Source organism: Microvirga zambiensis WSM3693, from assembly GCF_016735695.1.
Taxonomy (GTDB): domain Bacteria; phylum Pseudomonadota; class Alphaproteobacteria; order Rhizobiales; family Beijerinckiaceae; genus Microvirga; species Microvirga zambiensis.
This window is the reverse complement of record NZ_JAERQD010000107.1, coordinates 1-12,337: the sequence shown is the minus strand read 5'-3', so window position 1 is coordinate 12,337 and position 12,337 is coordinate 1. Positions and strand designations below refer to the sequence as shown.

Annotated in this window: 13 protein-coding genes; 3 read left to right on the top strand and 10 right to left on the bottom strand. The window is 57.7% G+C overall.

Annotated features, from left to right (window positions below):
- Positions 1-436 precede the first annotated feature (436 nt).
- Genes JKL46_RS32710 through sctL form a run of 8 tightly spaced genes read right to left on the bottom strand, consistent with a single transcriptional unit; the run spans position 437 to position 6,829 of the window.
- Complete coding sequence (locus JKL46_RS32710) at positions 437-1,474, bottom strand: EscU/YscU/HrcU family type III secretion system export apparatus switch protein (RefSeq protein WP_201842484.1); 1,038 nt, start codon at positions 1,472-1,474, stop codon at positions 437-439.
- Positions 1,471-2,289: a type III secretion system export apparatus subunit SctT gene (gene sctT, locus JKL46_RS32705; protein WP_201842482.1), complete on the bottom strand. Its 819-nt coding sequence runs from the start codon at positions 2,287-2,289 to the stop codon at positions 1,471-1,473. The genes JKL46_RS32710 and sctT overlap by 4 nt, the downstream gene beginning before the upstream one ends.
- Positions 2,286-2,573 (bottom strand): EscS/YscS/HrcS family type III secretion system export apparatus protein, encoded by a 288-nt coding sequence (locus JKL46_RS32700; protein WP_040637793.1) that lies wholly within the window; start codon positions 2,571-2,573, stop codon positions 2,286-2,288. The genes sctT and JKL46_RS32700 overlap by 4 nt, the downstream gene beginning before the upstream one ends.
- A gap of 2 nt (positions 2,574-2,575) precedes the next feature.
- Positions 2,576-3,241 carry a type III secretion system export apparatus subunit SctR gene (sctR, locus tag JKL46_RS32695; RefSeq protein WP_201842480.1) on the bottom strand — a complete coding sequence of 222 codons (666 nt, stop codon included), beginning with the start codon at positions 3,239-3,241 and terminating at the stop codon, positions 2,576-2,578.
- The gene (sctQ, locus tag JKL46_RS32690; RefSeq protein ID WP_201842486.1) at positions 3,234-4,295 is read right to left on the bottom strand and encodes a type III secretion system cytoplasmic ring protein SctQ; all 1,062 of its coding nucleotides are present in this window, start codon (positions 4,293-4,295) and stop codon (positions 3,234-3,236) included. Before sctQ ends, sctR begins: the two co-directional genes overlap by 8 nt.
- A gap of 53 nt (positions 4,296-4,348) precedes the next feature.
- On the bottom strand, positions 4,349-4,876 hold the full coding sequence (locus JKL46_RS32685; RefSeq protein WP_009488827.1) for a hypothetical protein: 528 nt from the start codon (positions 4,874-4,876) through the stop codon (positions 4,349-4,351).
- On the bottom strand, positions 4,852-6,198 hold the full coding sequence (gene sctN / locus JKL46_RS32680; RefSeq protein ID WP_052600409.1) for a type III secretion system ATPase SctN: 1,347 nt from the start codon (positions 6,196-6,198) through the stop codon (positions 4,852-4,854). The genes JKL46_RS32685 and sctN overlap by 25 nt, the downstream gene beginning before the upstream one ends.
- 7 nt (positions 6,199-6,205) lie before the next feature.
- Positions 6,206-6,829 carry a type III secretion system stator protein SctL gene (sctL, locus tag JKL46_RS32675; RefSeq protein WP_201842477.1) on the bottom strand — a complete coding sequence of 208 codons (624 nt, stop codon included), beginning with the start codon at positions 6,827-6,829 and terminating at the stop codon, positions 6,206-6,208.
- A gap of 236 nt (positions 6,830-7,065) precedes the next feature.
- Here sctL and JKL46_RS36740 point away from each other — a divergent pair, with 236 nt between their 5' ends.
- On the top strand, positions 7,066-7,371 hold the full coding sequence (locus JKL46_RS36740) for a hypothetical protein (protein ID WP_009488833.1): 306 nt from the start codon (positions 7,066-7,068) through the stop codon (positions 7,369-7,371).
- A 95-nt stretch (positions 7,372-7,466) separates the two neighbouring features.
- Here the strand turns inward: JKL46_RS36740 and sctJ are convergent, their stop codons facing one another.
- Together sctJ and JKL46_RS32660 are read right to left on the bottom strand one after the other, a co-directional pair.
- Complete coding sequence (gene sctJ / locus JKL46_RS32665; RefSeq protein WP_009488835.1) at positions 7,467-8,336, bottom strand: type III secretion system inner membrane ring lipoprotein SctJ; 870 nt, start codon at positions 8,334-8,336, stop codon at positions 7,467-7,469.
- A 9-nt stretch (positions 8,337-8,345) separates the two neighbouring features.
- Positions 8,346-8,840 (bottom strand): nodulation protein NolB, encoded by a 495-nt coding sequence (locus JKL46_RS32660; RefSeq protein ID WP_201842473.1) that lies wholly within the window; start codon positions 8,838-8,840, stop codon positions 8,346-8,348.
- A gap of 183 nt (positions 8,841-9,023) precedes the next feature.
- Between JKL46_RS32660 and JKL46_RS32655 the strand changes: the two genes are divergently transcribed.
- Together JKL46_RS32655 and JKL46_RS32650 are read left to right on the top strand one after the other, a co-directional pair.
- Positions 9,024-9,719 (top strand): secretin N-terminal domain-containing protein, encoded by a 696-nt coding sequence (locus tag JKL46_RS32655; protein WP_201842471.1) that lies wholly within the window; start codon positions 9,024-9,026, stop codon positions 9,717-9,719.
- A 295-nt stretch (positions 9,720-10,014) separates the two neighbouring features.
- Positions 10,015-11,826, top strand: a complete 1,812-nt coding sequence (locus tag JKL46_RS32650; RefSeq protein WP_201842469.1) for an HrpF/NolX family T3SS translocon protein — start codon at positions 10,015-10,017, stop codon at positions 11,824-11,826.
- Positions 11,827-12,337 lie beyond the last annotated feature (511 nt).

Sequence of the window (12,337 nt, the reverse complement as noted above, 5' to 3'; positions counted from 1 at the left end):
TTAAACTGAAGCAAGTCCAGACGCGGGGTGCACCCCTGGGAGGTCGATTTGCCCTTGGGTTCTGATCGTCTCCGCCGACCAATGCGCAATTCGAACGGCTGCGCAGCGGAAGCACCGGTCAGGGCGATGCTCAACCACCGCATCCAGCCTGGAGTTGAGGATCCGGCTGTGGCCGTCGCGGCCGGGTTTGAATCCGCCCGGTTTGGAGCGCTCAGGCTGCTCCTCGCGACCCGTCGAGGGCGGTTCGGAGGATTTGCGTGGGGTCTTTTGCAGTGCCTGCAGTCGCGCACAAGCTCGATCTGCTCTTCCTTGATCAGACGCTCAAGATCGCTGCGGCCCATAAAGACATGGGATCAGCGAAGCCCGACTTGTGCAGGGGAATGGCTAACTACAATATGACTGCGGCCTGCGCGGCCGTCCGGCGCTGTGGTCACATCTATACTAAGCGTGCAGCGTAGAGCGCTTTCGCGACAGGCGCGAAGTATTGCGCAGGAATGGCGTCGCCCAGCTTTGTTGCGCTGAAGAGCTTATGCGCAAGCACATCATCACGACCGATGTGGACACGTAGCGCCCGCGCTTCAGTTAACATCTTTGAAGCAGCCTCGCCCTCGGCGCGGCAAACCAAGATCGGTACACCAATCTCGCCACGAATGTAACGCAGACCGACGAGTACAGCCTTCCCGGTCACGAGCAATGTGGCCCGCTGCACCCCCAGCGGAGGCTCGTGCGCAGCCTCGTCTCGGAGGCGACGTCTTTCACTCTTTAGTTCCGGGGTACCTTCCTGATCCTTGGACTCGCGCATCACTTCGGTCCTGGTCATGCGCATTTCGCGCAGAAACAAAGCACGCTGCACCAGGAGATCGGTCAGTCCACCGACAAGAAGGGCAGCGGCTCCGATTTGGCTCAGCAGCTTCGCTCGCGTAAACACGAGGCTGATACAGCCCATGCCGCAGATCGGAAGATAGACCATCGTCTTCCACGTGCCGAGAAGGAAGAGTAGAAAGGTTGCGCTCAGGACCATTGCTTTGAACAGGGTCTTGCCAACCTCCACTGCAGAACGCGCCGACGCCATGCGCTTCAGTCCATGGAACGGATTGATTTTGTCGAGATCGAGCGTCATCGCCTCCAGCGAGAAGACAAAACCACCGTTGGACATTAATCCGGTTACTATTACCGCAGCCATGAGCGTCCCAAGCAACGGGCCAACAGTTTCCAACGTGAGTTCGATGAGCAGGATCAATGCCTGCCGGACCGCTATACTGAAGGGGAGATTCTGCAGTTTGTCTACCAACAGTAGCGCCTCGTGGCATTTGTCTTGTATCAAGCTGCCTCTTAGCCAGATGTAGCCGAGCCCAGCGCATGTGGCGGCCGCACGGACGAAATCGGAGCTGCGCGCAATCTGCCCTCTTCGGCGCGCTTCGTTTAGCTTGTGCGGGCTTGCGGCCTGTGTCTTCTCCTCACTCGTCTCGCTCATTTCAGCAGCTTGCCCAACCACTCAAGCGCGCCACTAGCTGGTTTGATCTCCAGTCTCATTCCCACCACCAGATACGCAGTATAGGCAGTCATAATAAAGGGGAATGCGATATTCTTGATGACCGGAGACAGTTGGCTCGACTTGATTTGCGGCGCAAAGCGCAGAAGTATCATCACCGATATGTCAACCAGCAACAGGAAGGACACTACAGGCCCGGAGACCAACAAGGTCGTGAGCATGATGTGGTCGAGGAGCCCTAACAACTCCATTGCTGCCTGGGCGGTCCGTATGGGCTGAAACCGATACACAGGCCAGATCTGAAAGCTACCATAAAGGGCGCTGGCCACAACCTCCAACCCTTCCGAAGCGACGAAGATCGTAATAGCCATGATCCCAAGAAACATTCCCATCACGGAAGCCTGACTGTTCGTTGAGGGATCGGACGGAACGGACGGGCTGGTGATGCCACGTTGGTTGTCGATAAGCTCACCGGCCGCCTGGAGGCTCCATAAAGGAATGCCGAGGAAAGTGCCAAGTAGTAGGCCGACAAAGATCTCCTTCACGCCGAGCAGAGTTAACTGGATCAGACGTGTTTCAGGATCCAGTGCCTGCAACCCGTCACTGACGAACGGCAAGCATGGGAGCCCAAAGGCAACAGCAAGCGAGCCGCGGATCAGCCCGCTGATCTGAGCCCGCGCAAATACAGGAAGCACCACCATAATGCCTGTCGCCCGAGCCGCGCCAAGTCCGGCTGCAGCGACGAGCTCGATAGCCGCATGGATCAGGTTTTGCATCTCGGCCGATGACGCAGTCATGGTGGAGGCTGGTAGCTAGGAGCGATTGCGGGAAATTCCGCAAAGATTTGGTCGGCCAGCCCTATCAGCGGGGCGCTCAGCACAGGGGCAAACAGGCCAATCACCGCAACTACAACCAGAAGCTTTACGGTGAGGGGCAAGCTTTCATCCTGGATTTGCGTCGCCGCCTGGATGATCCCAATGACCAGGCCAACAATCACCGACGCGATCAGCGGTGGCAGAATCCAGATCATGAAAACCATCAACGACTGGCTCACAAGAGTAACAATGCTGGACTGAGTAATAATCAACCTCCCGGTGCGGCGTAACTCAATACAAGTCCCTGCATCAACCTCGACCACCCATCAATAGCGACAAACAAAAAGAGCTTGAAGGGAACAGATATCACTGTCGGGGATACCATCGACATGCCCATCGCCATCAGAATTGCCGTTACAATTAGATCAATGACGATAAACGGAAGATAGAGAAGGAAGCCTATTTCAAATGCGCGCTTGAGTTCTGAGAATAAAAAAGACGGCACGAGAACGGCAATATCATCGGGTGTGGTTCTGACGCGCATTTCCTCAGGCCACAGTTTTTCTGTCGAGGACTGGAAGAAACGGCGCTGCTCTAGATTGGTAAACTTCTTGAGATACTCACGTACGGGCTCCCGCCCCTCTTTAGCGGCGGTTACCCAGTCGTCTAGTGTTTGATAGCGGAGCCTCGAGTCGGTCATACGATTATAGGTCTGTTCAATAACAGGTGCGCTGACGAAAATGGCGAGGATGAGTGCCGCAGCGTACAGCACTACATTCGGTGGGATCGTCTGGGTCCCGAGCGCATTGCGGACGAGGAACAGAACAACCGAGATCTTTACAAACGCCGTGGTTGTGACGACTGCTAAAACCAAAAGGCCGAGACCGGCTGTCACCGCAAGAAGCGATAGAATCGGCGGCTGAAACTCAGTCATTGCTTGCCAACCTGCTGCGGAGTCTGACGCCCAGCTCGTCTCCGACCCGCACGATGTCGCCCCGACCGATGAGCCGACCGTTGGCCAGTATGTCGACGGGACCATTGATCGGCCGTCCGAGCTCGAAGACATGCCCTTCACCCGCGCTCCTCAATTCCCCTAGAGACATAGGCCAGCGGCCGCATTCAAACACAAGCACGATTTCGACATCGTCGAGATCGGCTTCCGATCGTTCTTGCCAGGATTCGGGTTGTGTCGTCATATCCACATTCTCCAAAGGGTGCGATCGCGGGCGGAAGGGCCCCCGCAGGATTAAGTTGTCGCCCTCAATGTCTGCTCCGGCCCATGACCGGCCCACGGACAGGATGATCTGGCCGCGGCCAAACGGCGATATGTCTGGCAACAGAGCATCGCCGATACATGCTTTGCGAATAAGCGCTACCGGAACGCAGAGCGTACCGATTACTCCTGCAACTATGGCCGGCAGCTCCGGGGAGACCTCGCGCGGCTGTCGCGGCAACTGGCCGACCAGTTCGCCTAACGCGCGGAAGGCAGACGGCACCAAGCTGTCAAGAGGAGAGAACAGGAACAGACGGCCCTTGCCATCGACTGGGCCGAAGACGAGATCAAGCTCTAGATAAGGAGCCAGTGTCAGGGCTTCACCCACGCCTACAAGCTGTATGTTCAGCTGCGTCTGATCCTCCAGTCGTGTCAAAAGCGGCTCGAGCGCGAGTTCGAGAACGAGCGAAGCAGTTGGCTCGGAAGGCAAAGCAAGGCCGCTCTGTACTGTTGAGACGAGCGCCTGTACAAGTCGTTGTGACAGTGACAAGACGATCGTTTCAGCTCCAACGCGCCAAACGCAGTCAAGCATCGGAACAGCGGGAGATTTCTGCTGCCAAACAAGCCCTTGTATCCGCACCGACAGGGGCGTGTCGCTGATCCGGCTCTGAAAGGCCCGCCGGGGGGATGCTATAGCATTGAGCCACGAGACGACCTCGTGGGACAGTCCCAGCGCTGGTTCGAAGATAGCGGGTCTGACCAAAGCAATTACCAAAGTGGCTCTAAGCTGCACAATCGCATCATTCAGGAACCTTGGGCTTATCGGATCTAGTCGCGCAAAAGTTGAGCGAGCGAAACCCTTCCATACCGAAGAGATACCTCGTCGTCAGCCTCTATCTCACCTGCGGCCTCTGCATGAATATCAGCGCAGCGTCGGACGTCTTCCTCGATTAGCTTCCATTTGTGCGTTGCGGTCGAACGTTTGACCCACAGCTCCCTCATTTCAGACGCCGCTGCCTCGGCCTCTTCATGAGCGATGCGGGCATCATCGAGCACGTGGCATCTAGAAGCGACCTCAGCCGAAATCCGTTCAATTCCAAGATGGTGACGGTCGAGCGCAGCGCTAGTCAATGTCTCGAGCGACATCAGCTCTCCGTAGAGTGTCGCTTCGACCCGTGCGCGATGTTGCTGTGCGACTGCAAGCTCCTGGAAGGCATTCTGTACAGCAAAGGTGGCCGTGTGCCGCTCCGCTTCCTTCAACGAAAGCTCCCTAAGTGCATTACGCTCATGCATATCCTTTAGAAGCAATAGCTTCAAAACGTGAACCTGATTCACGCGGTCAGACGCGACATCCATGCAACCGTTTCCTCAAAATCCGACGCCTCACCTTCGCTCTGGCGCAAAAAATCCCTCAGGTCGCCAATCGTGGCGACTGCCCGGTCAGTCAACGGATCGCCGCCCTGCTTATACTCACCGACCTTGAGCAAAAACTCGGTCTCGGCATAGCGCGAAAGGAGATCACGGAAGAACGCTGCTGCCTCTCGGTGGGCTTCAGAAACGACCGCATCCATCACGCGGCTGCGACTCTGGAGCACGTCGATAGCCGGGAAATGTGATCGTGCCGCAATAGCGCGCGAGAGGACGACATGGCCGTCGAGAATGCCGCGCGATTCCTCCGCGATTGGATCCCCGGCGCCATCACCTTCGACAAGCACCGTATAGAACGCCGTGATCGAGCCGCGCTCACCCATTCCGGCACGTTCCAGCAAACCTGGCAGCATGGCAAAAACGGAGGGAGGGAAGCCCCGCCGGGTCGGCGGCTCGCCCGCAGCAAGACCTATTTCGCGCATGGCGCGGCAGAAGCGCGTCAGCGAATCCAACATGAGCGCTACACGTAGCCCTTGTTCGCGAAAGTATTCCGCCACTGCGGTCGCCATAGGAGCACACTGTGCCCGTTCCACCGCCGAGCGGTCGGAGGTTTCAACGACGACGATCGTACGGCGGAGGCCCTCCTCCCCAAGATGCCGCTCGATGAATTCACGAACCTCACGTCCACGCTCGCCTATGAGCGCGACGATGAAGACGTCGGCAACAGCACCCCTTACGATTTGCGACATTAATGTCGACTTGCCGCAACCAGGCTCGCCATAAATTCCGATCCGCTGGCCCTCGCCACATGTGAGGAGACCGTCAAGGGCGCGGACGCCCAGCCGGAATGGCAGCTCAACAATGCGCCTTTTCATTGGATTGGGCGCTTTGCCGTGCAGGGGACGAGTTTCGGAAGCTTTGATTTCGCCTTTGCCGTCGAGTGGTCGGCAACGACTGTCAATCACACGGCCAAGTAAATCGGGGCCCACTGGTACTTCACGCATTCGCCCGGTGGATACGACCTCTGCGCGGCTGGACAGGCCCAATAAGTCACCGATCGGCGTGAGTAGTACCCCATTATCCGACAAGCCGATCACCTCGGCTTCGAGCGACAGGCCGGTTCGCGTATCCTGTAGCAGACAAAGTTCGCCAATCCGAGTATCCGGCAAGACAGCGTGGACAAGGGTACCCACGGCGCGCGTGATTCGGCCGCGCACGGCACGCGTGTCGATTTGCTTTACTATAGACCTCAAAGACGAGATCGTCGGATCGGGAGCCAAGCTACGGGTGAGATTAGTATGCTGTGGCATCGGGGGATCACCATTCGCTCACTTCCGGATCGGATCGAAAGCCGAGGCGCAGCGCGCGCATCTGTGCGTCAAGTCCAAGCTCGACATTGCCATACTCGCTCCAAAGCACGCATTGTTGCGGTGACAATGTCGGATCCGGATCAACTCGGACCCTCGGCCGGCTCTCCCGTCCGTCACATTCAACAAACGCGCGCGCGAGCAAGTCGACCTGCTCGGGATGCACATGAAGGCAAACTTCCGCGCCGCTATAGTTACGTTCGATTGCGTGACGGACAGCCGTCACCAACAGCTCGCTCTGATCGAAGGCGCCTAGAAGATCGCCTATTATCTCTAGCACCAGCTGTGGCAACTCCTGCTCCAGAACCGCCTTGCGTCGCGCAACTTCGGAGACCGCCCGCGCGATCAGCCGGGCCGTTTCCTCGGCGCCTGTGTTCAAGCCCTCGGCATGGCCCCGTGCCCGCTCACGCTGATAAGCGGAGCGCGCCCATCTGCGGACCCGCTGCCGATGCCGTTCCGCGGCGTCACGCGCTTTTGCGGCGCAATGCCAGATCTCGAGCTCACTCGCTGGTATCAGTGGTCCCATTGGGCGCATCTGCGGCGCGAGGGGAGGTGCGTAGACATCGGCTATCATGTAGCCCGGTTCTCCGTCTCAAGATGAGCTAGTACAAACGGGAGCAGCTGGCCAGAGGCCTTACTGTGTTCGGGCGCGGGATTCTCGGCGGTCGTCCCGAGGGGCAACCGAAGGAGCACGCGGCTACGGGCAAGCGCTGTACTGCCATTGAGCCAAGCACCAAGGCAGGCGTGTCCATCGTGGTCGATTTGCTGCGCTAGTTGTGCAGGATCAGAACTCCAGCTGGTTGCGATCGCATGCGCGACATGTCGGATGCCAAACGCGTGGACATCGGCGCCGATATGCTCGATGAGCGCGGCAAGGTGAGACTTCGAAACAAGCTTCAGCAGCGATCGTGCATGCCAGACACTACCGGCAAGGAGGGCAACCCGCCGCGGGTCACGCCCGTCAAGAAGATCCGGCCCCCAGCCGCTTCCGCTCAAATGCACTTCATCGCCCAGCAGCAGCTCTGCCAATCTTGGTTGCAGCCTATGGCGCTTCTGCAACTGCATCAACGTCGCAGCGGACAACGTTGGATCAAGACGCGCAGCAAGACGAGTTGAATGGGCGGAAGCGGCAAGATCGCTAAGGCACGCGGAGCGCATTTGGAGCGACTGATCGGGTTCGGCAGTCAGTGTCGGCACTGGCATCGGGAATGTTAGCTCCGCACCGTAGTCGATGATCTTTTCGTGAATGGGTTCGACAGCGCAAGCACCGAGCGGCCCTCGGGCTTGGAAAGTGTGCCCGAGGGTTGCCTGTGCCGACGCCTTAGAATACTGGCTAAGAAATAGCACGTTGCTGCAAGTGCAGCTGCGGCACCACCCACCACGATGGCTAGATGTGGCGCCGGAACGAACGTAGGTGCTCGGGCCAAAACAGTCTCTGGATCGGACCGTTGCTCGCGCGCGGAGGGCTCGACTGGCACAAAGACCACTTCGACCTTTTCGTAGGACAGGCCTTCAATGCTGTCGGCGACGAGCATCTTTATCTTCGGCAGCAGAACTGAAAGATTTGCTTTGGCGTCGTGCCGGATGAAAACTGCCGCCGAGGATGGCGTACCACCTGATCGCAACAGGTCGTTATTCGGCAGAACGACATGGACACGTACTGAGAAGACCCCATCGATGTCGTTGATGGTACGCGACAACTCCTCGCTCAGGGCATACACGTAACGAGCGCGCTCCTCAGTCGGTGAGGCAATCAGGCCTGATCCGCTGAAAATGTCGCCAAGATTCTTGAAAGACTGGCGTGGCAGCCCTTTGGCGTTCAGGAGTCCGATCGAGAACGCAAGCTGCCTTTCGTCAACCTGGAGCGTGCTGCTGCCATCCTTAGCGGCGACTCTGACTGCGTCAAGCCCGCTATCCATCAAAAGCGCGAGCATCTCATTCGCCTCGCGCTCCTTCAACCGCGTGTAAAGGTCCACCTTGCAACCACTCAGGCCGAACAGAAGCGGCAGCACGACGAGACACAACGATCGCCGACCGAACGAGCGGCTATGCAGGATTCTGTCCTGTGCCAAGCGAGTCATGTCTACCGTTCATCCCTGTTTTATGAGCGTATTCACAGACGATGTTATGCCGCTGACACCCTTGGAAATGAGAGCAACCTCGGTGACGCCATAGTAGAGATCCCGTAGTTCCGCAATAACCGCGCCGAAATCCTGCCCTATCGGCGTTCCCGGCGCCGCACCTTCGGCAGGGAGCTTCTGCGCCGGCCCAGACAGAGCGCTCTTTTCGAGGCCTAGCTGATTGTCATGCACGGCAGCATTAACTGAATCGAATCGGGAGATGGAAGAAATCATCTCGAACACGCGGTCGCCCCAGGGGTTTGTCTGCGCAGTCGTGCGTTGAACATCCAGGTGCGGAGAAACTGACGCCACACTTTCTGGGCGCGATATGGTGTCGTTCTTCGTAGAGGCGGCCGCCTGCACTAGTGCGCGCTCAAATTGTGCCAGCTCGCCCAATGACGGCGATGCTGGTGCGGGACAAAACTCGGACGGACTGGCAGAGATTGACGAAACAGGCATCATCATGCAAGGACTCAATTGGTTTCTCCTTCGCGTGAAGTCAGTCCAGCCGGTTGTCACCCGCTGTTGGTTCAATACCTAGAGAGGTGAGCTGACGACCAGCTGACGAGAGCGCGTTTATGACAAAAAGGGGTGCCTTCGCGACTTTAGCGCATTTGAGCGTTTAAGCCCTTGATTTGTCAGGACGCCATGTCAAGAACTCTGATTCCATCTACCATTCTGCGCAACCTGAAGAGAATTCTTTGGGTCGGTTTTGTCCTCTCCGTTGGGATCGACTCAACTCTCGGTTCCCCACTATCGCTTCCCTCGACACTCTATAGGTATACGGTTCTGGATCAGGATCTCTCTGCCGCGCTGCGGGAATTCGGAAATAACCTGAAGATCAGCGTTAACGTCAGCGCCGAGGTAAAGGGGCGGGTTCGCGCGCGGATGCCGGACCTGCCGCCGCGTGAGTTCCTCGACCGCTTGACCGAGCTATACGATTTGCAATGGTACTTTGATGGCCTTGTGCTTTACGTATCTGCTGCCAAGGAGGCACAGACTCGGATGCTTGTGTTGGCCCCGATTCGCTTCGAAGCAGTTAGGACAGCTCTCGATGACCTTGGCATATCCGATGACCGCTATGTTGTGAGGCCTGCGCCGGGGAATGGCCTCATCTTGGTTTCCGGTCCACCTCGCTTCGTCGCGCTTGTGGAACAAACGTTCAACAGCCTCGTGGCGGAGGCGCAAGCACAGCTTCAAGCAGCGGCGCCGACGAGACAAACCGTTCTGATATTGTTTCGGGGCTCCTCCGCCACAGTCGTGCGTGATGGACAACCGGAGGCCTCGTATTTTTCTGACGGGCAGCAACAGGACGGCGTGAAGCGTGAGCCGAGCCAGAAGTGACTGGGTACCCGCAGCTTCCGGAGAGACACTAGCCCCAGCCGCCTCGTTAATGGATTCTTTGAGTTCGTCAGGTTCTCGAAAGCTGAGCCGGCCATGATGAGAGTCAAGACCTGACGGATCGCCGCCCATTGTGCGCTGGAACGGGAGTTTGGAGCCGTCAACAAACTGAGCACTCAAAGCACGGTCATAGAGAGACGGAATTGATGACGCGGCTAATGCTCATAATCATCAATGCTGGTGAATCCATTTGGTGACGCCCTTGTCGCGGATGCAACTTTACGTCTGAGGAGCCAGGATGCCAATCAATAACGCCAATAACGCTTTCTTGCAGTTCGCTCAGACTTCGTCGGAGCCAGTATCCGCGTTCATCAAGACTCAGCAGAACGCATCTCCCTTGGAAGAGGTGCTGCTCACGTCACTGCTCGAAGACAGGGCCCGTCCGTTCAGGCTCCCAGACCCGCTGCCGCGGGATCCCGCTTTATCGACGGGAGCATCTTCGCAGCAGTGTTCGGAATCGCTGTCGGATGTCGAGTCGGCGTTGGAGGACTTGGCGCAGAACCCATTGGACCTGCTGCCGCCAAATATGAGGGCAGCCATTGAGTCGATGGATCGGGACTGGCAAGCTTCCGAGGTCGCCAATCCTTCGGTTGCGCCGGCGCCCGTGGCAAGCGAGAGAATCACGTGGAATGGCGGCTCGCTGACCCAGGCCGAGTTGGAGATTGTAGCAGTGCTGAACCGCCACAAGGACCAAGCCCCACTCAGTTGGGAATCATTGGCGGAGAAAGCTAACGATCCCTCCACGCCCCCCGATTTGAAAGCGGCGATCGAGGGATTGCAGAAGGATCCAGAGCTGTTTTATGCGATCGGCTCGCAGGGCGATGGCCGCTGCGGCGGCAAGATCACGGCGAAGGACTTGTCCGGATTTTCCCGCCATCACTCCCAAGTTGCCGAATTTCAGGACAAGCAGGCGCAAAGCTACGTGCAGAACTACATTCCATCCGACAGCACTGGTGAACCGCAGCCGTCCGTCATGACCCGGAGCGATGCATTACGCGAGCTTTACCGGTACTCCGAAAACCTGCCCGAGAACCTGAGTCTGGCTGAATTCGAGAAGATCGTCGAAGGCGAAGCGAAGACTGGCAAGTGTCCGCCCCAGGTCATTGCTGCAGCTCAGTACTTCGTCAGCCACCCGGATCAATGGAAGCAGTTGTATGGTGGTGGAATAGACAAGGTGCACAAAGAGGACTTTCTTCAAGTCGCTTCATCGTCGATGAGCCTCACGCGTACTGAGCTTGAGACCTTAGAAACGATCAATAGCAATCAGGACGCCTTCTTTGGAAGCGGTGACCTGACGCGTGACAAGCTCGCGACGATGGCGGAAGACAAGAGCCTCACTCCGAAAGTACAGAAAGCGGCCTCTCAGCTGCTCTCAGATCCTCTACTGTTCAGTCAGCTTAACAATGCCATTACGGGCTATGAGACCGATAATTCGTTCTTCGACTTCGGCGGGGGCCACACCGTCGATTCCGGTGACATCAGCAAAAACGACTTTGCTCGGTTCTACCAAAGCATGTCGTCGGCGAACCGCACGGTCCAGCAGTCAAAGACCCATGTGCCCGAAACCACTGCGGAACAGGACGCGGTTTCGGATATGCTGGCGGGCCGGACGGACCAGCCTGACACCAAGTCACCGAAGAAAAACGGTGGGGCCTTTATCCACGCCGTCGGGGACGCGCTCAAGATCGTCTCGCCAGTTCTCGATTGGGCGGCGACGGCGGTGGGTTTATTGAGCTTCGTTCCAGTCCTTGGCCAAGTGGCCGATGCCGTTTCAATGGCGCTTTCGTGCGAGGCGCAGGCGGCAAATCTTCTCCGCACAGCCATTACCGGAGGCAACATGAAGCAGGCGCTGATAGAAGCTGGAATCAATATCGGAGCGCAAGCGCTCAGCCTTGTCGCAGGGCCGGAGGTAAAGTTAGCAATTCGCAATGGGCTCGTCAAAAAAGTGATGGAAGAGGCCGCGGCGGCTGGGATCGATCTGTCGATTTCCACGGCGCAAACTTATGCCGAAGACTATTTAAGCAACCTGGAAGCACGCCTTGCGGCCTGAGCCTCCAAAGCACGAGGCAGATCGGTACAATACCCTTGTTCTTGGTTCGGCTTTTATTCGGCGGGCAAAGTACGTTCATGTTTGGCCTTTGAGAAGGTGGTGCAGCGCGACAAAGGGAGCCAGGAGACAAATTGCGCGGGTCAAAGCATAGTGAACCGGCAACGCCCTACGATTTGTGTTTTGGAAAGGCGAGTGCGGCAGAAAGTTGTGCGGCGCCGCCAACTCCATTGCACCCTGGTCGCCGGTTATCGTGGATGCCGGCAATAGGCGAGCCAGCCCCGGATGGTTATGCGGTCTTTGAAGAGAGATGAGACTACCAGGCGCTACGCCGCTTGCTCTTCTGGGTCAGCCGCGGGTTCAATGGCCAGGCGGCTCCGATCCTGCCCTGTCGGGTCGCGCAAGGTAGCGTGGCCGCGCGCCTGCGGCAGGTGTTTCGCAGGTACAGGCGAGTGGCCATCGGAGAGGCCCCACCTTATGGGCACGGCACGTGATCGGATTTGCCCCGCATTAG

Excerpts from the sequence above, each read along its gene's own strand:
- sctJ (WP_009488835.1), bottom strand. The coding sequence starts at position 8,336 with ATGACTCGCTTGGCACAGGACAGAATCCTGCATAGCCGCTCGTTCGGT.
- JKL46_RS36740 (WP_009488833.1), top strand. The coding sequence starts at position 7,066 with ATGCGCGACATGTCGGATGCCAAACGCGTGGACATCGGCGCCGATATG.
- JKL46_RS32650 (WP_201842469.1), top strand. The coding sequence starts at position 10,015 with ATGCCAATCAATAACGCCAATAACGCTTTCTTGCAGTTCGCTCAGACT.
- sctL (WP_201842477.1), bottom strand. The coding sequence starts at position 6,829 with ATGATAGCCGATGTCTACGCACCTCCCCTCGCGCCGCAGATGCGCCCA.
- sctR (WP_201842480.1), bottom strand. The coding sequence starts at position 3,241 with ATGACTGAGTTTCAGCCGCCGATTCTATCGCTTCTTGCGGTGACAGCC.
- JKL46_RS32660 (WP_201842473.1), bottom strand. The coding sequence starts at position 8,840 with ATGATGATGCCTGTTTCGTCAATCTCTGCCAGTCCGTCCGAGTTTTGT.
- JKL46_RS32685 (WP_009488827.1), bottom strand. The coding sequence starts at position 4,876 with ATGGATGTCGCGTCTGACCGCGTGAATCAGGTTCACGTTTTGAAGCTA.
- sctN (WP_052600409.1), bottom strand. The coding sequence starts at position 6,198 with ATGCCACAGCATACTAATCTCACCCGTAGCTTGGCTCCCGATCCGACG.
- JKL46_RS32710 (WP_201842484.1), bottom strand. The coding sequence starts at position 1,474 with ATGAGCGAGACGAGTGAGGAGAAGACACAGGCCGCAAGCCCGCACAAG.
- sctT (WP_201842482.1), bottom strand. The coding sequence starts at position 2,289 with ATGACTGCGTCATCGGCCGAGATGCAAAACCTGATCCATGCGGCTATC.
- JKL46_RS32655 (WP_201842471.1), top strand. The coding sequence starts at position 9,024 with ATGTCAAGAACTCTGATTCCATCTACCATTCTGCGCAACCTGAAGAGA.